The 21632-nt window shown below is 62.7% G+C and carries 22 protein-coding genes; 17 read left to right on the top strand and 5 right to left on the bottom strand.

Going from position 1 to position 21632, the window contains the following annotated elements; all coding sequences use genetic code 11:
• Positions 1 to 50: 50 nt before the first annotated feature.
• Positions 51 to 305, top strand: a complete 255-nt coding sequence (locus NIBR502773_RS02275) for a hypothetical protein (protein WP_141155245.1) — start codon at positions 51 to 53, stop codon at positions 303 to 305.
• Here the strand turns inward: NIBR502773_RS02275 and NIBR502773_RS02270 are convergent.
• Together NIBR502773_RS02270 and NIBR502773_RS02265 are read right to left on the bottom strand one after the other, a co-directional pair.
• Positions 293 to 1876, bottom strand: coding sequence for a rhodanese-related sulfurtransferase (locus NIBR502773_RS02270; RefSeq protein ID WP_141155244.1), 1584 nt, complete (start codon positions 1874 to 1876; stop codon positions 293 to 295). The two genes, NIBR502773_RS02275 and NIBR502773_RS02270, sit on opposite strands and share 13 nt — an antisense overlap.
• The gene (locus NIBR502773_RS02265) at positions 1873 to 2484 is read right to left on the bottom strand and encodes a cysteine dioxygenase (protein ID WP_141155243.1); all 612 of its coding nucleotides are present in this window, start codon (positions 2482 to 2484) and stop codon (positions 1873 to 1875) included. The genes NIBR502773_RS02270 and NIBR502773_RS02265 overlap by 4 nt, the downstream gene beginning before the upstream one ends.
• Positions 2485 to 2700: 216 nt before the next feature.
• Between NIBR502773_RS02265 and NIBR502773_RS02260 the strand changes: the two genes are divergently transcribed.
• Together NIBR502773_RS02260 and NIBR502773_RS02255 are read left to right on the top strand one after the other, a co-directional pair.
• Complete coding sequence (locus NIBR502773_RS02260; RefSeq protein WP_027608694.1) at positions 2701 to 3606, top strand: LysR family transcriptional regulator; 906 nt, start codon at positions 2701 to 2703, stop codon at positions 3604 to 3606.
• A gap of 164 nt (positions 3607 to 3770) precedes the next feature.
• The gene (locus NIBR502773_RS02255; RefSeq protein ID WP_027608693.1) at positions 3771 to 4565 is read left to right on the top strand and encodes a class II aldolase/adducin family protein; all 795 of its coding nucleotides are present in this window, start codon (positions 3771 to 3773) and stop codon (positions 4563 to 4565) included.
• A 130-nt stretch (positions 4566 to 4695) separates the two neighbouring features.
• On the opposite strand, the gene NIBR502773_RS02250 is transcribed toward NIBR502773_RS02255, so the two are convergent.
• Positions 4696 to 5772: an LLM class flavin-dependent oxidoreductase gene (locus tag NIBR502773_RS02250; protein ID WP_141155242.1), complete on the bottom strand. Its 1077-nt coding sequence runs from the start codon at positions 5770 to 5772 to the stop codon at positions 4696 to 4698.
• Between the two features lie 257 nt (positions 5773 to 6029).
• Between NIBR502773_RS02250 and NIBR502773_RS02245 the strand changes: the two genes are divergently transcribed.
• Positions 6030 to 6650, top strand: a complete 621-nt coding sequence (locus NIBR502773_RS02245; protein WP_373682408.1) for a phosphatase PAP2 family protein — start codon at positions 6030 to 6032, stop codon at positions 6648 to 6650.
• Here NIBR502773_RS02245 and NIBR502773_RS02240 read toward each other — a convergent pair.
• Together NIBR502773_RS02240 and NIBR502773_RS30805 are read right to left on the bottom strand one after the other, a co-directional pair.
• Positions 6602 to 6934, bottom strand: a complete 333-nt coding sequence (locus tag NIBR502773_RS02240) for a hypothetical protein (RefSeq protein ID WP_141155240.1) — start codon at positions 6932 to 6934, stop codon at positions 6602 to 6604. The genes NIBR502773_RS02245 and NIBR502773_RS02240 overlap by 49 nt on opposite strands.
• Positions 6931 to 7239 (bottom strand): phosphomannomutase, encoded by a 309-nt coding sequence (locus NIBR502773_RS30805; protein ID WP_223841602.1) that lies wholly within the window; start codon positions 7237 to 7239, stop codon positions 6931 to 6933. The genes NIBR502773_RS02240 and NIBR502773_RS30805 overlap by 4 nt, the downstream gene beginning before the upstream one ends.
• Positions 7240 to 7469: 230 nt before the next feature.
• Between NIBR502773_RS30805 and NIBR502773_RS02230 the strand changes: the two genes are divergently transcribed.
• The 13 genes from NIBR502773_RS02230 (at position 7470) to NIBR502773_RS02170 (ending at position 21557) form a co-directional block, all read left to right on the top strand.
• The gene (locus NIBR502773_RS02230) at positions 7470 to 7910 is read left to right on the top strand and encodes a low molecular weight protein-tyrosine-phosphatase (protein WP_065941932.1); all 441 of its coding nucleotides are present in this window, start codon (positions 7470 to 7472) and stop codon (positions 7908 to 7910) included.
• 41 nt (positions 7911 to 7951) lie between these two features.
• Complete coding sequence (locus NIBR502773_RS02225; protein ID WP_141155239.1) at positions 7952 to 10171, top strand: polysaccharide biosynthesis tyrosine autokinase; 2220 nt, start codon at positions 7952 to 7954, stop codon at positions 10169 to 10171.
• A 5-nt stretch (positions 10172 to 10176) separates the two neighbouring features.
• Positions 10177 to 11490: a lipopolysaccharide biosynthesis protein gene (locus NIBR502773_RS02220; RefSeq protein WP_141155238.1), complete on the top strand. Its 1314-nt coding sequence runs from the start codon at positions 10177 to 10179 to the stop codon at positions 11488 to 11490.
• The gene (locus NIBR502773_RS02215) at positions 11487 to 12662 is read left to right on the top strand and encodes an O-antigen ligase family protein (protein ID WP_141155237.1); all 1176 of its coding nucleotides are present in this window, start codon (positions 11487 to 11489) and stop codon (positions 12660 to 12662) included. Before NIBR502773_RS02220 ends, NIBR502773_RS02215 begins: the two co-directional genes overlap by 4 nt.
• A complete protein-coding gene (locus NIBR502773_RS02210) occupies positions 12659 to 13822 on the top strand; it encodes a polysaccharide pyruvyl transferase family protein (RefSeq protein ID WP_141155236.1) in 1164 nt (387 codons plus the stop codon). The genes NIBR502773_RS02215 and NIBR502773_RS02210 overlap by 4 nt, the downstream gene beginning before the upstream one ends.
• A complete protein-coding gene (locus NIBR502773_RS02205; protein ID WP_027608684.1) occupies positions 13819 to 14370 on the top strand; it encodes an acetyltransferase in 552 nt (183 codons plus the stop codon). The genes NIBR502773_RS02210 and NIBR502773_RS02205 overlap by 4 nt, the downstream gene beginning before the upstream one ends.
• A gap of 14 nt (positions 14371 to 14384) precedes the next feature.
• Positions 14385 to 15344 (top strand): nitroreductase family protein, encoded by a 960-nt coding sequence (locus tag NIBR502773_RS02200; protein ID WP_159440249.1) that lies wholly within the window; start codon positions 14385 to 14387, stop codon positions 15342 to 15344.
• Position 15345: 1 nt separating this feature from the next.
• Positions 15346 to 16281 carry a glycosyltransferase family 2 protein gene (locus tag NIBR502773_RS02195; RefSeq protein ID WP_027608682.1) on the top strand — a complete coding sequence of 312 codons (936 nt, stop codon included), beginning with the start codon at positions 15346 to 15348 and terminating at the stop codon, positions 16279 to 16281.
• A gap of 69 nt (positions 16282 to 16350) precedes the next feature.
• Complete coding sequence (gene gmd / locus NIBR502773_RS02190) at positions 16351 to 17472, top strand: GDP-mannose 4,6-dehydratase (protein ID WP_027608681.1); 1122 nt, start codon at positions 16351 to 16353, stop codon at positions 17470 to 17472.
• A gap of 2 nt (positions 17473 to 17474) precedes the next feature.
• Positions 17475 to 18452, top strand: a complete 978-nt coding sequence (locus NIBR502773_RS02185; protein WP_065925164.1) for a GDP-L-fucose synthase — start codon at positions 17475 to 17477, stop codon at positions 18450 to 18452.
• Positions 18452 to 19660 carry a glycosyltransferase WbuB gene (locus NIBR502773_RS02180; protein WP_141155235.1) on the top strand — a complete coding sequence of 403 codons (1209 nt, stop codon included), beginning with the start codon at positions 18452 to 18454 and terminating at the stop codon, positions 19658 to 19660. The genes NIBR502773_RS02185 and NIBR502773_RS02180 overlap by 1 nt, the downstream gene beginning before the upstream one ends.
• 5 nt (positions 19661 to 19665) lie before the next feature.
• Positions 19666 to 20124, top strand: coding sequence for a GDP-mannose mannosyl hydrolase (locus NIBR502773_RS02175; protein ID WP_141155234.1), 459 nt, complete (start codon positions 19666 to 19668; stop codon positions 20122 to 20124).
• Positions 20125 to 20147: 23 nt separating this feature from the next.
• Positions 20148 to 21557 (top strand): mannose-1-phosphate guanylyltransferase/mannose-6-phosphate isomerase, encoded by a 1410-nt coding sequence (locus NIBR502773_RS02170; RefSeq protein ID WP_141155233.1) that lies wholly within the window; start codon positions 20148 to 20150, stop codon positions 21555 to 21557.
• Positions 21558 to 21632 lie beyond the last annotated feature (75 nt).

The following is a 21632-nucleotide window of genomic DNA, read 5'->3' as shown; positions in this document are numbered from 1 at the left end:
AGGGTTCGGCTACCTCCGCCTGGAGAAGGGGTCGGTGAGGAGTTCACGTTATGCCCATAAAAACCTGCTGTGAAGGTCTTTTTGGTTATATGGTAATTATTAAAATAATTGATTATTTTCTAATTAATTATTCTTTAATTTCATTTATTAGTGTTGAAGTAGATGCGGCCCATGTGGGAGGGGGGCTTGCCCCCGATTGCGGTCTATCAGTATCAGATGTACTGACTGACACACCTCAATCGGGGGCAAGCCCCCTCCCACAGAGATCTGTGCTGGACCTGCAAAAAAGTGATCAGATCACATAGAACCCATGGGTCCCATCACGGGCCAGTTGCTCCACCAGACCGAACTCCCAATCCAGATAAGCCTGCATGGCTTCCCTGGGGTTGTCGGTGCCTTCGTACGGCCGGCGGTAGCGGTCGATACGCGGCGAGGCCAAGTGGGTTTCGCCTTCTTCCAGCGGCAGTTGCGCGTTGATCCAGGCGGCGGTGCCGTCTTGCAGCAGGAACACCTGTTTGCCGGTGATCGCTTCGACTTCGGCCACCGCCAGGCGCGCCAGTTGGCTGCTGCCGCAGGTCAGCACATAACGCTGGGCGGCGGGTGCCTTGGCCAGGGCCTCGGGCAGTTGCGCACGCAACACCCACCAGGCACCGGGTATATGGCGCTTGACGTAGTTGGCGCTGGCGGTGAAATCCAGCACCACGGTGTCGCCATGGGCGAGCCATTCGGCGAGGGTGTGCGGGCTGATCAGTTCGGCCTGGGGCGGCGCGGGCACCGGGGCGACCCAGGCGCCTTTCGCGCTGAAATGCGCTGCCTGCAGGTCATCCAGCACATGCACCTCCCAACCCAGTTGGGCCAGCCAGGACGCAGACATATTCGCCCGCACGCCATCGTCGTCCGCCAGTACCAGGCGTGCCCCGCGCACGCTGGCGACATGGTCGGTTTCCTGTACCAGCTGGCCGCCCGGTGTGGAGCGTGCGCCGGGCAGGTGGCCGGCTTCGAATTCTTCCGGGGTGCGCACATCGAACAGGTAGGTGGTGCGCGCAGCGTCTTGCTGCCAGGCTTGCAGGTCGGCCAGGGTGGCGCGACCGACGCGGGCTTTGTCGGCGACGCGGCGGGCATCGACGGCAGCGATCTGACGATGTTCTTCCGAAGTTGGGGCAAAGCGCCGCGACTGGCCGTGGGCGAGCTTCTGGCCGGCCAGGGTCCAGCCGATGGTGCCATTGCGCAGCGCAGACACCGGGTTGGCCACGCCGGCATTGATCAGCGACTGGGTGCCGATAATGCTGCGGGTGCGCCCGGCGCAGTTGACGATGATGCGGGTGGCCGGGTCGGGCGCCAGTTCGCGCGCGCGCAACACCAATTCGGCACCGGGCACGCTGATGCCGGTGGGGATGCTCATGGTCTGGTATTCGTCGAAACGGCGGGCGTCGAGCACCACCACATCGGCCTGGCTGTCGAGCAGCGCCTGCACTTCTTCAGCGGCGAGGGACGGCGTGTGGCGCTCGCTTTCCACCAGCTCGCCAAAGGCCTTGCTCGGCACGTTCACATCGATAAACAGCTCGCCACCGGCCTGGCGCCAACCGTCCAGGCCACCTTCCAGCAGGCTGACCTGGGTGTAGCCCAGCGCAACCAGGCGTTCGGCTGCACGGGCGGCCAGGCCTTCACCGTTGTCGTAGACGGTGACCTGGGTATCGCGGCGTGGAATGCGCGAGTACACCTCCAGTTCCAGCTTGGACAGCGGGATATTCGCCGCGAACAGCGGGTGGGATTCGGCAAACGGCGCTTCTTCGCGCACGTCCACCAGGGCGACTTCTTCACGGTCCAACAGGGCCTGGCGAATCCGGGCAAAGCTACGGGTCGATACGGTGGTCATAGGGCAGGGCTCTTTTCTTTGGACAAATCCCAGATATTCGGGAGGAAGGCGTTGGAATAACCGGAGATAAACAGTTTCTCGCTGCCGTCGAGCTGGTACACCGCACGGCGCACCGCGCCGATATTGGCGCCGTACACATGAATGCTGATCGACACCTGGTCGCTGTGGGCGTTGCTCACCTGGTGGATGTCGCCGACCTTGGGCGACACCGCCTCGACCTGGCCCGGCACCAGTTGAATCGGCTGGCCTTCGGCGACGAGGCTGCCGTCGGGTGCGCGTTGGAAGCCTTGGGAGAACTCTGCGCCGCGCAGCATGCCGATCAGCCCCCACACCCGATGGTCGTGGATCGGCGTGCGTTGCCCCGGCCCCCAGACAAAGCTGACGATGCTGAAACGCTGGCGCGAATCGGCATGCAGCAAAAACTGCTGGTAGCGCTCGGGGTCGGGTTGGGCAAATTCATCGGGGAGCCAGTCGTCATGGCTGACCAGTTGCGCCAGCAGCTTGCCGCCACGGTGCAACAGGTCGCCTTCCCGTGGGTTGCCGTCGATCAATTCCGCCAGGGCGCCTATGAAGGCTCTGAGTCTCTCGGGGTGTCGGGCCTGGGTCATGGCACTTCCATCGTGTGGTCGCAGGGATGGGGTTATCTAAGCATAATGTTTATAGTTAATATGCTATTTTTTAATGATTAGCTTATAGCTGAAGGTAATTTAGAACCGGTCTGAATAGCGTTAGACGTTATCGATTGCAGCACGGGCTATTCACGCCACGTTCCTGCAACTATGCTTCACACACATCTTAATGACTGTTCTCTATGTGCGGCCCAAATGAAAATTGACGATATCGATGCCTTTGTCGAAGTGATTCGTTGCCAGTCCATCAGCCATGCCGCCGAGTCGTTGCAATTGACCCAGCCGGCCATTACCCGCCGCGTGCAGAACTTCGAGCAGGCGCTGGGCGTGGAGCTGTTCGACCGCAACACCAAACCCCTCAAGCCGACATTGATCGGCACCCGCGTCTATGAGCAGTGCCGGCTGATCCTGCGCGAGATGGATGCCCTGCGCGAGCTGGTGGCCACCGACGCACCGCCCACCGGCCTGTTGCGCCTGGGTGTGCCGCAGACCATCGGCGACGTGGTGCTGCTGGACGCGCTCAAGCACCTGCGCAGCGAATACCCTGACTTGCGTGCCCAGGTCGCCACCGGCTGGGGCAGCCAGTTGGTGGGCAAGATCGAACGCGGCGAACTGGATGCGGCGGCGGCGCTGTTCCCGGCAGGTAAGATCTTCCCGGACAACATCGTCGGCGAGTCCATCGGCAAGATGGAACTGGTGGTGGTCTGCGCCAAGGCCCAGTTGCCGAAAAAGCCGTGCAAGCTGGCCGATGTGTACCAGAACGGCTGGGTCCTCAACCCGGACGGCTGCGGTTTCCGCGCCGGCCTGCAGCGCACCTTGTCCGATCAGGGCCTGGCCCTGCGGGTCAACCTGGAGACCTTCGGCACCGAACTGCAACTGGGCCTGGTGGCCGACGGCCTGGGCTTGGGCCTGGTGCCACGGCCGTTGCTGGAACGCAGTGCGCACCGTGAGCAGCTGGCGGTGATGCCGCTCAAGGATTTCAAGCCGGTGATGGACCTGTGGCTGATCTATCCGCACTTCCTGGGCAACCTGCAGGGGCCGGTGGATGCGTTTGGCAAGCGGGTGGCGGCGTCGCTGCATAAAGTCCGCGACGCAGCCTGATCCATATGGGAGGGGGCAAGCCTGCTCCCATTTGCCTTGTGCTGTTGGTGAGGGTTATATGAAAAAAAATAATAATTAGCTTAGATTAAAATGTGCTTTTTATTATTTTTGGCCATCCCCTAGGCTTGCCTGGAAGTCCTTAAGGCCATCCAGGAAGTTTTGCCATGAGCAGCGTCACCTCGATCACCAACCTCACCAGCAATGTTCGCCAGCGCGTTACCCCGCAAGAGTGGGAGGTGCGCGTCAAACTGGCCGCCGCTTATCGCCTGGCCGCCTTGTACAAGTGGACCGACCATATCTATACCCACTTCTCCGCCCGCGTGCCGGGGCCGGAGGAGCATTTCCTGATCAACGCCTTCGGGCTGTTGTTCGATGAAATCAGCGCGTCCAACCTGGTCAAGGTCGACCTCGACGGCACTATCGTCGATGACCCTACCGGCCTGGGCATCAACTACGCCGGTTATGTGATCCACAGCGCGATCCACGGCGCACGCCATGACCTGCAGGCGGTGCTGCACACCCACACCCGCGACGGCATTGCGGTGTCGGCGCAGAAGGACGGCCTGCTGCCGATCTCCCAGCATTCCATTGGTTTTTCCGGGCGCGTGGCGTACCACGGGTATGAAGGCGTCGCCCTCGACCTGGACGAACGCGAGCGGCTGGTGGCGGACCTGGGCGACAAGAGCGTGATGATCCTGCGCAACCATGGCTTGTTGACCGCCGGCGTCAGCGTTGAACATGCGTTTGCGCAGCTGCAACAGTTGGAGCGCGCGTGCAATATCCAGGTGGCGGCGCAGGCGGCGGGGAATGCGGAGTTGATCTTCCCGCCGGCCGAAGTGGTGGCGAAAGTCGAACAACAGGCCAAGGTGTTTGCCAGTGGCGAAGGACCGGGGGTGGCGCGGCATTGGAATGCGCTGATTCGGCAGTTGGAGCGGACTGATACCGACTACAAGAACTGATTCCGAGCCAGGTGAAGATCAAAATGTGGGAGGGGGCTTGCCCCCGATGGCGGTGGATCAGTCAATTATCTTTGACTGACACTCTGCCATCGGGGGCAAGCCTCTCCCATACGGGGTTTGTGGTGTTTGGTCAGGCGACTTTCTGCTCGCGTTCAGCAATCAACTGCCGGGTGAGGGGGATCAACCGCTTGCCATAGTCGACCGCATCATTGAGCGGATCAAACCCACGGATCAGGAAGGTGGTGATGCCGAGGTCGTAATAATCGACCAATGCCTCTGCCACCTGTTCGGCGGTCCCCACCAACGAGGTGGAGTTGCCCTGCGCCCCCAGCAACCCGGCAATCCCCGTCCACAAACGCTTGTCCAGCCGCGAGCCCTGCGCCGCCGCCGCCAGCAACCGGCGCGAGCCTTCATTCGGCGGTTCACGCCGCACAAAGCCATTCTTTTCGGCCAGCTCGGTGGCCTGTTGCAGGATGCTGTCGGCACGGGCCCACGCCTGTTCTTCGGTCGCGGCGAGGATCGGCCGCAGCGACAGGCTGAAGCGAATCGTGCGCCCATGCCTGGCCGCTTCGGCGCGCACCTGGGTCACGATCTCGCGTACCTGCTCATAGGTTTCGCCCCACAGCGCGTACACATCGGCATGCTTGCCCGCCACTTCAATCGCGGCCTTGGACGATCCGCCAAAGTACAACGGGATATGCGGCTGCTGCGGCGACTTCACCGCAGAGTGGGCGCCTTCGACCTGGTAGTAGGTGCCGGCAAAGTCGAAGGGCTGATCGCTGGTCCATTCCTGGCGGACCACGCTCAGGTATTCATCGGTGCGCGTGTAGCGTTCGTCCTTGCCGATATGGCTGCCATCGGCGCGCAGTTCGCGGTCGTCGCCGCCGGTGATGATATGCACGGCGGTGCGCCCGCCATTGAACACATCGAGGGTGGCGAACTGGCGAGCGGCCAGGGTCGGTTGGGCGAAGCCCGGACGGTGGGCGATCAGGAACTGCAGTTTTTTCGTCACGCTGGCGGCATGGGCGGCGATCAGCGTGCTGTCCGGGCTGTTGGAATGGAACGCCACCAGCGCGCGGTCGAAGCCGGCGTCTTCGTGGGCGCGGGCCACGGTTTCCACGTAGTCCGGTTGCAGGGTAGGGCCGCTGCGTGGGTGGATCTCGGAAGCGTGGTGACCGCCGATATAGCCGATGAATTCAATGCTCATGGTCTGTCCTTGTCGAGTAGGGGTGAATACCTCCGCCGGGCAGGGGGTCGGTCATGCTCGTCCACGGTAGGGGCCGCGACAGCCGCTGTAAAATGCCGTTTGGTTCTAACCTAATTATTAAAATATAGAATCATATTTAGGTGTTGTGATCAGTAAATTGCATTTTGAGCGCGTTGCTGACCCTAGATAACGTTGTGTTTTTGCCGGGCCTGAGGTCTGATGAGCGCCGAAAATGGCACGTCGAAGGTTAAGCAGTGATGCGGGCAGAACTTGCGCAATATGGCGGCATTACCGTCATGATTCCGGCCGCACTGGTGATTGCTGTCTGGTTAAGGTATTCCGCGCCGTGGGCACTGCGGGCCTGGATAATAACCGTAGGTACGACTTATTCGATTGTGGCGGCCAGCAAGTTGCTGTTTAAAGGCTGGGGCTTATCGTCTCAGCACTTGGATATTGCTGTAATAAGTGGCCATGCCATGAACACCTGTTTGATGGTCACGGTGGCAACGAGTTTGCTGGCTCGCCAGTTCAACCTGGCCTGGCGCTGGCCGGCGGCGTTGGTGGGGTTAGTGATAAGTATCGGGTTCAGTGCTTATTGTGTTGCGCCTTATATACATCCGCTGAATGAAGCCCTGGCCGGTGCCGCACTGGGTGCGACAGCGGCCATTGTCTTTCTGTGGTGTGTTGATGCCGCGCCCATCAAGGTATCCCCCGTGTTCATCGGCGGCGGGCTGGTGTTTTTGCTGGTCTGTGGGCTGGTGCCCAAGTACAACGCGGAGTGGCTGCTCAACCGCGTCGCAGTGACCCTCTCAGGTGCCAACCAGGCCCATCAGGAGCCTGCCTGGCGCCTGGAAACCGCGCACCGGAAGGCCGAGTAGGTCGCCAGGTCCAGCGCCAGGTTGCTTTCCACCATCAGCGCCAGCAAGGTCGTCTGCGCGTTGAACCGTTGCGCATTGCCACGGCGCCGCGCGCGTTTCATCTGCTGGAACAGCGCATGGGTGATCTGCTGGGGGGAGCTGCCGCGCAACAGGTCCAGCCAATGGCCGATGGCCCGGGTGTTGCGCTGGTACTGCGCGCCCTGCACCGGTTCGGCAAACCCCTCGAACATCCCCGTCAGCCTGCGCAGCGCATAGCCGCGTCTCAAGCCCGCCCACAGGCTCATGGCCGCTCCTCGGTGCCGCAGATATTGGCCAGCAGTTCGGCCGTCTTGACCTGCATGAACTGGCTGTCGCCGCGACTTTCCACGCACAGGCATACCGACAACGGGTCACTGACCTGCAACTTGAAGCGCCAGTCGGCGAACACCATGGAAAACCCGGCACCGGACGCGTCGCTGTCCAGTGAGTTATCGGCATACAACACCTGCAGGCGTTCGACGACATGGGATGAATCATGCACTTCCACTTGAATATTTCCCGAAGAAGGAAATAGGCCAATACGCTCTACCAATAACTTTGACGTGTTCATGGCCGTCCCCTGTCTGGTGCATTCAAATCGCACTTTATTATGGGACGGTGAAAAAATACCGGAATGTTAGTTTTAGTCGGTTAATGCCGGTGTTGTTATTTTTTGTCTTGCGCGATAGATGGTCTCGGTTTGTAGGCTGTGGTCATAATTAGTCGGTCGTTAGTTGCAACTGATTAAATAAGGTCGTCCCTTTTGCCGAAGAATAAGTGTGCGGTGCGTGGGAGGTTGCCTTGTTCAAAAAGATATTGATTGTGTGCATCGGCAACATCTGCCGCAGCCCCACGGCGGAACACTTGCTGGGGGCCGCACTGACGTCCTCCGGAATCACGGTGAGTTCGGCGGGCTTGGCGGCGTTGCGTGACCATCCGCTGGAACCGACGGCCGGGCAAGTGCTGCAGGAGCATGGGCACGTTCCCCGGGCACACAAGGCGCGGCAACTCAGCGTTGAAGCCGTGAGTGAGGCCGACCTGATCCTGGTGATGGAACAACGGCACATCGACGGCGTGCTCGGCCTCGCTCCCGAGGCGCGGGGCAAGGTCTTCCTGTTGGGCAAGTGGCAGCACGATCGCGAGATCACCGACCCCTATCGCCAGGGCAAGCCCGCCTTTGTGCAGGCCTATGCCTTGATCGAACAGGCCGCACAGGCCTGGGCCCAGCGCCTGGCGCGCTGACGCTCCCTCTTTAAACGATTGCAAGGACGAAGACGCGATTTATGTATTCACCCCAGAACGCTTCCCCTGAAAGCCCTCACCGTGACGAGATCGATGTGCTCGGCATGCTTGGCACTCTGATCGATCACAAATGGCTGATCGCTGGGATCACCGGCACCTGCATGCTGATCGGTGCCGCCTACGCGATTCTGGCGGCGCCGGTGTTCCAGGCGAATGCGTTGATCCAGGTGGAGCCGAAGAAGAACGACATGCTCGGTTTCTCCGACGTCAGCAGCCTGCTGGGCAAGGAATCGCCGGCGGTGACCGAGATCGAGCTGATCAAGTCACGCACCATCATTGGCAAGACCGTCGATACTCTGGCGTTGGACATCACTGTCACGCCGCAGCATTTTCCGTTGATCGGTGGCTTCCTCGCGCGGCGTTATGCGCCTGAACACAAGGGCGATATTGCGCCGCCGCTGTTCGGTTTCAGCCGCTGGTCGGCAGGGGGCGAGGCCCTGGCGCTGAGCAGTTTGAACCTGCCGACGGCGTTGCTCGGGACCACCCTGGTACTGGTGGCCGGCGAGGCCCAGGCCTACACGTTATTTGATGAGGACGGCGTCGAGATCGCCGCAGGAAGCGTCGGCGTGCCGTTTGCCGCCGACGGCGTCGAGGTGCTGGTCAAGGAGCTGCGGGCCAATCCGGGCGCGCATTTCAAGATCGTACGCAAGCCGCGCCTGGACGCGGTGGCCGACTACCAGGACCTGCTCACCGTGATCGAACGCGGCAAGGAGTCGGGCATCATCAGCCTGTCCCTGGAGAGCACGCGCCCGGCCCTGGCGGTGCGGACGCTGAATGAAATCTCCAACCTGTATGTGAAGCAGAACGTCGACCGCACCTCGGCCGAGGCGGCACAGAGCCTGTCGTTCCTCAATGACCAGTTGCCCCAGGTGCGTCGCGACCTGGAGAAGGCCGAGAACGCCTTGAACCGCTTCCAGACCCGCAGCAAATCCATCGACATCAGCCTCGAAGCCAAGGCCGTGCTCGACCAGGTGGTGGCCCTGGACACCGGCATCTCCGAACTCAAGCTGCAACAGGCCGAGATGGACCGCAAATTCACCCCCCAGCACCCGGCATATCGCGCCTTGATCGCCAAGCTGGCGGAACTCAATGCCAAGCAGGCGCAGATGACCAAGCGCGTCGAAGGCTTGCCCACGACCCAGCAGGAATTGCTCAGCCTGACCCGCGACGTGCAAGTGGGCACCGAGATCTACACCCAGTTGCTCAACCGCTCCCAGGAGCTCGACGTAATGCGCGCCGGCACCGTGGGCAACGTGCGTTTGATCGACAGTGCCGATGTCAACCTGGCCAAGCCTGTGGCGCCGCGCAAGGTCATCGTGGTGCTGCTGGCGATGCTGCTCGGCGGCATGCTCTCGGTGGGCATCGTACTGGTGCGCAGCCTGCTCAACCGTGGCCTGGAAAGCCCGGATGAGATCGAGAAACTCGGCCTGCCGGTGTACGCCTCGATCCCCTTCAGCCTGTTGCAAAAGGCCGAGGAAACCAACGCCGCCAAGGGGCGTTCCGGCGCGCCGTCGCTGCTGGCGGTCAATCACCCCCATGACCTGGTGATGGAAGCCATGCGCAGCCTGCGCACCAGCCTGCACTTCGCCATGCTCGAGGCCAGGAACAACCGCCTGATGATCACCGGCCCGAGCCCCGAGGTGGGTAAGACGTTTGTCTCGGCCAACCTGGCGGCGATTGTCGCGCAGTCGGGCCAGCGCGTGCTGCTGATCGATGCCGACATGCGCAAGGGCTACTTGCACAAGATGCTCGGCAAGGCGGTGGAGGCGGGGTTGTCCGACCTGCTCGCCAAGCGCTGTGATCTGCAGGAAGCGATTCACCCGACTGCCGTGGAGCGCTTCGACTTTATCGGTCGTGGGCAGATTCCGCCTAACCCGTCGGAACTGCTGATGCACCCCAACTTCGCCGCGTTGCTGGCCGACGTCAGCGAGCGCTATGACCTGGTGATCATCGACACGCCGCCCTTGCTGGCGGTGACCGATGCCGCGATTGTCGGGCGCCAGGCCGGCACCAGCCTGATGGTCACCCGTTTTGGCGTGAACTCGGCGAAGGAGATCGAATTGACCCTGCGCCGCTTCCATCAGAACGGCATCGAGCTCAAGGGTGCGATCTTCAATGGTGTGGAAAAACGCCGGTCCGCCAGCTACGGCTATGGCGACTACGGCTACTACAGCTACGCCTATCAGTCCGACAAGGCCTGATGACCATGAGCAAAGTGCTTGAAATGCCGCGCTCGTTGTCGCGACGGTTTCGCCTCAACGTGCTGAGTTACGGCTACACCCAACTGGTGACGCTGGCGGCGCAACTGGTGCTGGTGCCGTTCTTCCTGCACGCCTGGGGCACCGGGCGCTATGCCGATTGGCTGGTGCTCACCGGCATTCCGTCGATGCTCAGCCTGCTGGACCTGGGGGTGGCCCAGGCGTCGGCCACCAGCGCCACGCTGCGTGCGAGCCAGGGCGATGTGCCGGGGGCGCGACGCAGTGTGCAGACCGCGCTGGCCTTTACCCTGGCGGTGGTCGCGCTGGTGCTGGTATTCGCCCTGACATTGGGCCAGTGGCTCGACTGGGTGTCACTGCTTGGGCTCAAGACCTTGACCGCCGAGCAGGCCGGCCTGGTGGTGCTGTTCATGTCGGGCTACCTGTGCACGCGCTTGCTGGGTGGGCCGATCGACGCCTGGTTTCGCACCATCGACAGAACCGTCGGCGGCGTCTTCATCATGGCCAACCGCAGGACCCTGGACATTGTGCTGTCCATCGTCGTGCTGCTGCTGGGCGGCACCGAACTGCAATTGGCCCAGGGCATGTTTTTCAGCCAGGTGCTGTTCCTGGTGCTGGTGACCCTGTTTGTGCGGCGGATTTCACCCTGGCCGCTGCTGGGGCTGGCGTCGGCGTCCTGGGCCGAGTTCCGTGGTATCTGGAAACCGGCGCTGGGCAGCGCGGCGATCCCGCTGGCGCAGGCGATCACCCTGCAAGGCGGCCTGCAAGTGCTCAACCAGATCGCCGGCCCGGCGGTGGTGGTGGGTTACACCATGGCGCGCACCCTGATGCGCCTGATCATCCAGTTGGGCATCACCTGCAGCAACGCCCTGACCCCGGAGATCTCACGGCTGGCCGGGCGCGGCGAGTTCGAACAGGCACGACGCTTTACCCAGCGCGCCAGCTCCCTGGTACTGGGCCTGTGCCTGCTGGTATATGTCGCCGGGATCTGGGCCGGGCCGCAGGTCATCCTGCTGTGGAGCCATGGCCTGGTGCAGGTCGATCGCCTGTCATTGGCGCTGATCGGCTCCCATACGATTTTGAATGTGGCCTGGTTCATCCTCGCGGCGATGCTGATTTCCACCAATCGCCACACCCTCACCTCAGTGATCTATGCCGTAAGCAGCGTGATGGCCTTGCTGCTGTGGCTGGCATGCAAGGAGCGCATCGATCCGCTGCTGGGCGCGTCGCTGTTGCTGTCGCTGCCGGAACTGGTGGTGTTGGTGTACCTGCGGGTGATTCGCGTGGGGGAGGTCGGTCCATGATGCTGTCCCAGGCGCGCCTGACCCTCTACTTGCCGCTGACGTTCTTCGCCTTGCCCCTGGCGCTGAGCAACAACCTCTCGCAACCGGTGGCGCTGCTGCTGTTGCTGCCGTTCGTGGTGTACGCGGCGCGTGGCTTTACCCGCGCGCTGCCATTGCTGGCGCTGGTGGTCGCGTCCAGTGTGTTGCAGGTATTGGTGAGCAGTGGGGCGAACATCTCGCTGTACCAGTTCCTGCGTTCCGGCATTCCGTTTTTCTATTTTGTGCTGCTGTTGGCCGGGTACAGCCATGTGTTGGCCAATGTGGAAAAAATCGCGCTGGCCCATAGCGTCAACTACCGGCGCATCCTCGAACGCATCATCTACATCTTCGCCCTTGGCCAGTTGCTGCAGGTCAGCCTGTATGGCGTGGGCATCGACCTCACCAACGCGGCGTCCAAGTCCAGCGACGAAGTCGGGCGGATCATGTTGTTCCCCACCAGCTCGGCGGTGCTGCTGTTTTTCTATGCCTGTTGCCAGCGCAGGGTCGGCTTGATGCTGATCCTCGCGGTCACGTTGCTGGCGGCCGGGTCCAAGACCATCCTCGCGGCGATGGCGGTGATGATCCTGTTGTCGGCGATTACCCAGCGCAAGCTCAAGTCGTTGGCGGTGCTGGTGGTGGCCATCGGCGCGCTGGGCACGCTGACGTTCTATGCCAGCCCCCTGGCGGTGTCGCGCTTTGCCACGTACCTGTTCGAGGAGAAGGGCGAGGACGTGACCCGTGCGTTCGAGATCGCCCATGCCAAGGAATCGTTTCTCGACAACCCGGCCACGGTGTTCCTGGGCAATGGCCTGGCCAAGCAATTGACCCCCGGCGTGCCCACCAATGACGAGCGCTGGTTCGAGAACTCCAAGTTCGATATCGAGAACGGCTACTGGGGCGTGACCGCCAAGCTGGGAGTGCTCGGCGTGGCGCTGTTTTGCCTGCTGTTCAGCGGGTTGCCGCGCAGCCCGGTATCCCTGGCCGTGGTGGCGATCCTGCTGATTTTCTCGTTCAAGACCAGCTACCAGTTCTTCACCACCTTCGATGGCAGCTACCTGCTGGTGTGGTCGATGTTCATCGGCCTGCTCAACAAGGCTGCGCCTGCACGCCAGGCGGTTTACCCCAATTACTTACTGAAACAGGCTGGATCATGAACGCACCTGCTAGCCCCATCAGGGCCGGGATACTGACGTACCACTTCAGCGAAAACTTCGGCGCGGTGCTGCAAGCCTATGCCTTGCAGCGCTGGTTGCAGCAACAGGGCTTGCAGGTAAGCCTGATCAACTACCACCCGGCTTACGTGGAGGATGGCAGCGAGATCCGCCAGCTGTTCAACCCGCGCCAGCTCAAGGCCAACCTCAAGGCCCTGTACCTCAAGACCCTGGCGTTGAAAACCCGGGTGCTGGGGCCGAATGCCCAGTCGCGCCAGTTCGAGGCGTTCAAGACGCGCTTCCTGAATATCCAGGCGCCGCGCTACGCCCACGCCCACCAGCTCCACCAGGCGGTGGCCGGCCAGCAGTTGCTGGTGGCCGGCAGCGACCAGATCTGGAACCCCTCGGGCCAGACCGGCCTCGACCCGGCGTACTTCCTGGCCTTCGACTGCGACAAGGCGATCCGGCGCATCTCCTACGCCGCAAGTTTCGGCAAGGAATACCTGGAGCCGCAGTACCACGCCGAAGCCGAGGGCCTGCTCAAGCAACTGTCGGCGATCAGTGTGCGCGAGGAGAGCGGGGTGGGCATCGTGCAACAGGTCTCGGGGCTGGCTGCCCAGTGCGTGCCGGATCCGACGCTGCTGCACCGCGACTATTCGGCGCTGCTCGCCACGTCCACCCAGACCCGCACCGGCCACGTGTTCTGCTATGCGCTGCGCACCGGCGTGGGCGTGCGCGAAGTGGCCCAGGCGCTGTCGCGGCAGGTGGCCGGGCCGATTGTCTCGCCGTACAACGCGCACCGGCGCTGGCGGCAGATCGGCGAGACCGTGCAGGTGGGCCCGCAGGATTGGCTCAAGTTGCTCAAGGAGAGCGCCTACGTGGTGACCAACTCCTTCCACGCCACGGTGTTCGCGATCATTTTCGAGAAGCCGTTTATCGCCGTGGGGTTGCCGGGCAACAAGGCCTCGCTGAACGCCCGTGTGCGCAACCTGCTGGAGAAGCTGGAGCTGTCACAACGCTTCCTGCCGGCAGACGATGCCGACCAAGTGCACGCCTTGATCGCGGCGCCCATCGACTGGGTGGCGGTGCGGGCCCGGCGCCAGGCCCTGCAACAGGTGGGCGAGCGCTACCTGATGGAACAACTGGCGGCGATCCGGTCATGAGCGACTTCGCGCAACTCAAGTACGTCGACACCCTGCCGCGCAGCAACAAGGCGCGCCGGCTGTTGTGGGGCATCGTCTACCAGCTGCTGTTTCGTCCCACGCCGCGCTGGATGCTGCACAACTGGCGGCGTTGGTTGCTGCGCTGCTTTGGCGCCAAGGTCGGCGTGGGCTGCCGCATCGCGCCCACGTGCAGCATCTGGGCGCCGTGGAACCTGGAGATCGGCGACTACACCGCCATCGGCGATGGGGTCGATGTGTACGCCATGGCCAAAATCACCCTGGGCTCCAAAGTCACCATCAGCCAGCGCAGCTTCCTGTGCACCGGCAGCCACGACACCCGCAGCCTGCTGCGGCCCCTGGTGACCCGCGAGATCGTGATCAAGGACCACGTGTGGGTCGCCGCCGAGGCCTTTATCCACCCTGGTTGCGTGCTGGAGGAGGGCTGTGTGGTCGGCGCGCGCTCGGTGGTCACGGCCAGCCAGCCGGCCTGGATGATTTGCGTCGGTGCGCCGTGCCGCCCCCTCAAAACGAGAGACATCGCACTATGAAACAGGTGAAACCCATGATGGATAAGGCATGGAAGTTGATGTATTTCGTCAGCGAGTTCTTTCGCGACATGCTCACGTTTATTCGTCACAACGGTTACTCGCCGTTGGAAAGCCGCAACAAGAAGCTGTTCTACAAAATCCTCATCGAAACCCACACCGTGGAAAAGGGCCTGTCCCTCAAGGAACCCAAGCCGCTGTTCGGCAAGGACAAGATCAACGGCATCATCCATATGCTCAACGAATACGACCGCACGTATTCGGCGCTGCCGGTGGAGATGGCCCTCGGCGCCTTCCAGGGTTACCTCGAGCTGCACCGCACCCTCGGCATCAGCGACGACTTCGTGTTTTACCTGGATGCCTATGTGGAGCACCTCAAGCGCGACGGCACCGCCGGCAGCGGCGGCATCAAGCGTGCGGCGCCGTGGCTGGGCAACGGCGGGCTGGATGCCAAGGCGTTCCTGCAATCGCGCTCCAGTTGCCGCATGTTCCAGGCCGGCAAGATCGACAGTGGCCTGCTGACGTCCTTGGTAGAACTGGCGCAGTCGTCACCCTCGCAATGCAACCGGCAGTCGTCGCGGGTGCATGTGTATCAGGACCGCGCGGTGATCGCGCAGCTGCTGGAGCTGCAAGGCGGCTCGCGCGGGTTTGCGCAGTCGGTGGACAACCTGTTTGTGGTCACGTCCGAAGTCACCGCCTGGGGCGGCGCCGGGCAGCGCAACCAGCTTTACGTCGACGGTGCGTTGTTTTCCATGGGCCTGCTGCTGGCCTGCCACGCCAATGGCCTGGGCGCGTGCCCGCTGAACCTGGCGATCCTCAATTCGGTGGAAAAGAAGATCCGTGGCATCGGCGCCATCCCGGCCAGCGAGCGGTTGATCATGATGATCGCCGTGGGGCTGCCCCTGGAAAGCCACTTCCGGGCCGCGCGTTCACCGCGCCGGCTCACCACCGAAGTCCTGCAGATGCACGGTGGCTGATATGAAGCGCGAAACCGTCAGTGTGATCATCCTCACCTACAACGAAAGCCTGCATATCGCCCGGGCCATCGAGTCGGTACGGGCCTTCAGCGACGAAGTGCTGGTGGTCGATTCGTTTTCCACCGACGACACCTGCGACATCGCCCGGCGCCATGGCGCGCTGGTGGTGCAGCACGCCTTCGTCAACCAGGCCAAGCAGTTCCAGTGGGCGCTGGATCACCTGCCGATTACCGGCAACTGGACGATGCGCCTGGACGCCGACGAAATCATCGAGGCCGACCTTGCCGCCGCGATCAATACCCGGCTGCCGACCCTGGCCCGCGACATCACCGGCATCAACTTCAAGCGCAAGCATATCTTCATGGGGCGCTGGGTGCGCCATGGCGGCCGCTACCCGTTGAAGATGCTGCGGCTGTGGCGCACCGGCCAGGGGCGCATGGAGGACCGTTGGATGGACGAGCACATCTCGGTCGCCGAGGGCCGCACCATCACCCTCGACGGCGGGTTTGCCGACCATAACCTGCATGACTTGACCTTCTTCACCCACAAGCACAACCAGTACGCCACCCGCGAAGCGATTGAAGTGCTTAACGCGCGGCTGGGGCTGTTTGCGATACGCGATGAATTGCATGCCGGGCAGAGTTCGTTCCAGGCCAAGGCCAAGCGCCTGGTCAAGAACCGCGTGTACAACCGCGTGCCGTTCACCCTCAGTTCCACCGCGTATTTCCTGTGGCGCTACATCATCCAGCTGGGGTTTCTCGATGGCCGCAGCGGCCTGGTCTATCACCTGCTCCAGGGCTATTGGTACCGCTTTCTGGTGGGCGCCAAAGTGCTCGAACTGGAAACCGCGATTGCGCACTTAAACGATAAGGAAGCCATTGTCCGGGAACTCTCAAAGTTGACCGGCCATAACTTGAACCTGCCCACACCGAAGTAACTGAGCGTTTTTAACAAACACCCAAGTCTGGGTGTCGGCCTTCGCTCGCCTATCAATTGGGAGACAGACATGAATAAAGTCGCGCTTATTACCGGGATCACCGGTCAGGATGGCTCGTACCTGGCCGAGCTGCTGCTGGAAAAAGGCTATACCGTGCACGGCCTCAAGCGCCGTTCTTCGTCGTTCAATACCCAGCGCATCGATCATATTTACCAGGACCCCCAGGCCCTGCGTAAAAACCTGATCCTGCACTATGGCGACCTGGCGGATTCGTCGAACCTGACGCGTATCATCCAGCAGATCCAGCCCGATGAAATCTACAACCTCGGCGCCCAATCCCATGTGGCGGTGAGCTTCGATTCGCCGGAATACACCGCCGATGTGGATGCCCTCGGCACCTTGCGCATCCTCGAGGCGATCCGCCTGCTGGGCCTGGAAAAGAAGACCCGTTTCTACCAGGCCTCGACCTCCGAGCTGTACGGGCTGGTGCAGGAAACCCCGCAGAAGGAAACCACGCCGTTCTACCCGCGTTCGCCCTATGCGGTGGCCAAGCTGTACGCCTATTGGATCACCGTGAACTTCCGCGAAGCCTATGGGCTGTATGCGTGCAACGGCATCCTGTTCAACCACGAGTCGCCGCGTCGCGGTGAAACCTTCGTGACCCGCAAGATCACCCGCGCCCTGAGCAACATCGCCCTGGGCCTGGAACAGTGCCTGTACATGGGCAACATGGATGCACTGCGCGACTGGGGCCACGCCAAGGACTACGTGCGCATGCAGTGGATGATGCTGCAACAGGAACACCCCGAGGACTTTGTGATCGCCACTGGTGTGCAGTATTCGGTGCGCGACTTTATTCGCTGGTCGGCGGCGGAACTGGGGCTGCATCTGCGCTTTGTCGGCGAGGGCGTGGAAGAGGTGGCGGTGGTCGAGCGGATCGACGGCGACCTGGCGCCGGGCATCCTGGTGGGCGATGTGATTGTGCGCGTCGACCCGCGTTACTTCCGCCCGGCGGAAGTCGAGACGCTGCTGGGCGACCCGTCCAAGGCCAAGCGCCTGCTCGGCTGGGTGCCGGAAATCAGCGCCCAGGAAATGTGCGCCGAGATGGTCCGCGAAGACCTCAAGGTCGCCCAGCGCCACGCCTTGTTGCGCCTGCACGGGCATGACGCACCGATTGCCGTGGAGAACTGAGCATGGCACGTGACTTTGATGCGCGGATCTTCGTGGCCGGCCATCGCGGCATGGTCGGCTCGGCCATCGTGCGGCGCCTGTGGGCCTTGGGCTACACACAGTTGCTCACGGCCGGCCGTGACGAACTGGACCTGCTCGACCCGGCCGCGGTGCAGGCGTACTTCGCCCGGCACCGTGTGGACCAGGTGTACCTGGCGGCCGCCAAGGTCGGCGGGATTCACGCCAACGCAACGTACCCGGCCGATTTCATCTACCAGAACCTGATGATCCAGGCCAACGTGATCCACGCCGCCCACAGCCATGGCGTGGAGAAGCTGTTGTTCTTGGGCTCGTCCTGCATCTACCCGGTGCATGCCCCGCAACCGATGATCGAAGCGGTGTTGCTCGACGGCGCGCTGGAGCCCACCAATGAACCCTACGCGGTGGCCAAGATTGCCGGGATCAAGCTGTGCGAAAGCTACAACCGCCAGCATGGCCGCGATTACCGCAGCGTGATGCCCACCAACCTGTACGGGCCGGGCGACAACTACCACCCGCAGAACAGCCATGTGATCGCCGCCTTGCTGCGGCGCTTCCATGAGGCGACCCAGCGCGGCGATGAGGAAGTGGTTATCTGGGGCAGTGGCAAGCCACGGCGCGAGTTCCTGCATGTGGATGACATGGCGGCGGCCAGCGTGCATGTGATGGAGCTCAGCCAGGAACGCTACCGCGAGCAGACCCAGCCGATGCGTTCGCATTTGAACGTCGGTACCGGGGTGGATTGCACCATCGCCGAACTGGCCCAGGCGCTGGTGCGGGTCACCGGCTTCAAGGGGCAGTTGCGCTTCGACGCCAGCAAGCCCGACGGCGCACCGCGCAAGCTGCTGGATGTGAGCCGGATCAATGCCCTCGGCTGGGAAGCCTATGTGCCGCTGGAAGAGGGGCTGCGCGACGCCTACAACGCCTACCTCGCGGCCCTCGAACAGCCTCGGGGCCACTGATGAAGATCCTCCTGTACGGCATCAACTACAGCCCGGAGCTCACCGGCATCGGCAAGTACAGCGGTGAACAGGCGCGCTGGCTGGCGGGCCAGGGCCATGAGGTGCGAGTGGTGACGGCGCCGCCGTATTACCCGCAGTGGCAGGTGGGCGAGGGCTATTCGCCGTGGCGCTTTCGCACCGAGCAGGACGACGGCGTGACGGTGATTCGCTGCCCGCTGTATGTGCCACGCCAGCCCACGGCGTTGACGCGCCTGCTGCACCTGATGAGCTTTTCCGCCAGTTCGTTTTTGGCGGTCATGGGGCAGTGGCGCTGGAAACCGAACCTGGTGATCCTGGTGGTGCCCACGTTGTTTTGTGCGCCCCAGGCACTGTTGTTGGCCAAGCTCAGTGGCGCGCGCTCGGTGCTGCATATCCAGGACTACGAAGTGGACGCGATGTTCGGCCTCGGCATCGGTGGCGGCTCCCTTGTGCGGCGCCTGGCGTTTGGGCTTGAACGCTGGCTGTTGCGGCGCTTTGACCGGGTCTCGACGATTTCCAGCGGCATGCTCGACAAGGCCCGGGGCAAAGGCGTGAACGGCAAGCGCCTGCTGTTCTTTCCCAATTGGTCGGAAACCGCCCGCTTTCGCCAGGTGCCCCGCAGCCCCGGACTGCTGCAGCGCCTGGGTGTGGCGCCGGGCCAAAGGGTGTTGTTGTACGCCGGCAATATCGGCGAGAAGCAGGGCCTGGAGCTGATCCTCGACGCCGCCCAGGCCTATGCCGATCGCCCGGAGCTGGTGTTCCTGATCGTCGGCCAGGGCACCGGCAAGATCCGTTTGCTCGAGCGTGTACAGCGCGATGGCCTGCGCAACGTGCTGTTTGCGCCGTTGCAGCCCTACGAGGATTTGCCGGTGCTGCTGGCCTCGGCCGACGTGCACCTGGTGATCCAGAAGCGCGGGGTAGCGGACGCGGTGCTGCCTTCCAAGTTGACCAATATCCTCGCGGTGGGCGGCCACGCCATCATCACCGCCGACCCCGGCACCACCCTCGGCCGCCTGTGCGAGGAACACCCGGGCATTGCGGTGCTGGCTGAACCGGAGTCCGTCGCGGCGCTGAACATCGGGATCGAGCGGGCACTGGCGTTGCCCGCGCGCAATGAGGTGGCGCTGAACTACGCCAAGGAGTTCCTCGACAAGGAACGTATTCTGCAACGCTTTATGGCACAGGTCTGATGGGTATGTGGCTTGATTTACCGACCTTCAATACGGTCGTGGCATCGACGCCGCTGGTGGCGATCGACCTGGTGGTGAGAAACGCCCGTGGCGAGGTCCTGCTGGGCCTGCGCGTCAATCGGCCGGCCTATGGTTTCTGGTTCGTGCCCGGCGGGCGTATCCAGAAAAACGAACACCTCGACAACGCTTTCCGGCGCATCACCCGCGACGAACTGGGACACCCGTTCGAGCGCGCCGAGGCGCGGCTGCTGGGGGTGTACGAGCACTTCTACGACGACAGCGTGTTCGCCAACGCCGGGGCCGGGCCGAACACCCATTACGTGGTGCTCGGCTATTGCCTGGACCTGGGCGAAGGCCAGACCCTGCAACCGCCCACGGAGCAACACCAGCATTACCGCTGGTGGTCCGCAGATGAACTGCGCATCAGCCCGCGGGTGCACGAACACACTCGCGCCTATTTCTGACTCTCTCTCCCGAGGACGCTCTCATGTTGTTACCGGTGATCATGGCAGGCGGTTCGGGGTCGCGCCTGTGGCCGCTTTCGCGGCAACTGAACCCCAAGCAGTTCCTGCGCCTGACCGACGCGCACCTGTCGATGCTGCAGCAGACCATCACGCGGCTGGAAGGCGCCAACGTCGCGCTGCCGCAGTTGATCTGCAATGAGCAGCATCGCTTCCTGGTGGCCGAGCAATTGCGCCAGTTGGGCATGGAGCAGGCCAGCATCCTGTTGGAGCCGGTGGGGCGCAACACGGCGCCGGCCATCGCGCTGGCGGCGTGCAAGGCGCTGGCCGAGGCACAGGACCCGATCCTGCTGGTGCTGGCGGCGGACCATTTGATCGAAGACGTCCCGGCGTTTCATGCCAGCCTGGAAGTGGCGCTGCCGCTGGCCCGTGACGGCAAGTTGGTGACCTTCGGCATCACGCCCACTTGCGCCCATACCGGCTACGGCTATATCGAACAAGGCGCGGCGGCGGGCGAGGGCGGTTATCGGGTCAAGCGCTTTGTGGAGAAGCCGGACGCCGCCACCGCTGCGGCGTACCTGGCCAGCGGCGGATATTACTGGAACAGCGGCATGTTCATGTTCCGCGCCAGTCGTTACCTGGAGGAACTGGAGCGCTTCCAACCGGCGATCCTCGAGGCCTGTCGCGTGGCGCTGGAAGGCGGCAGCCAGGATCAACCCTTCACCCGCGTGCATGCCGCGACTTTTGCCGCGTGCCCGGACGATTCCATCGATTACGCGGTAATGGAAAACACCCATGACGCGGTGATGGTGCCGTTGCAGGCCGGCTGGAGTGATATCGGCTCGTGGTCGGCGTTGTGGGAGGCCAGCGAAAAGGATGCCAGCGGCAATGTGATACGCGGCGACGGGCTGAGCCTGGACACCCGTGACACCTACGTCCACGCCGACAGTCGGCTGGTGGCCACGGTGGGGGTGCAGGACCTGATCATTGTCGAGACCAAGGACGCAGTGCTGGTGGCCCACAAGGACCAGGTGCAGCAGGTCAAGGCCATCGTCGACCTGCTCAAGCAGGCCGGGCGCCATGAGCATCTCAACCACCGCGAGGTGTATCGGCCATGGGGTATGTACGACTCTGTGGACAACGGCCAGCGCTATCAGGTCAAGCGCATCACGGTGAAGCCGGGGGCCAAGTTGTCGGTGCAGATGCACCACCACCGCGCCGAGCACTGGATCGTGGTCAGCGGTACGGCGCGGGTGACCAATGGCGAACAGACTTACCTGGTGTCGGAAAACCAGTCGACCTATATCCCCATCGGCCAGGTGCACGCCCTGGAAAACCCGGGGGTGATCCCGCTGGAGTTGATCGAAGTGCAGTCGGGCTCTTATCTGGGCGAAGACGATATTGTGCGCTTCGAAGACAAGTACGGCAGGGCCTGAGGTTTTCCGACAATTAATAACGTTTTTAATAACTTTGCCGGGCGCAACGCATTGAAGGCCGGGGCTTGCCGGGAA

It is taken from the genome of Pseudomonas sp. NIBRBAC000502773 (assembly GCF_006517195.1).
Taxonomy (GTDB): Bacteria; Pseudomonadota; Gammaproteobacteria; order Pseudomonadales; family Pseudomonadaceae; genus Aquipseudomonas; species Aquipseudomonas marginalis.
The sequence above is the reverse complement of the archived record's forward strand: the minus strand, read 5'-3'. Positions and strand labels throughout refer to the sequence as shown.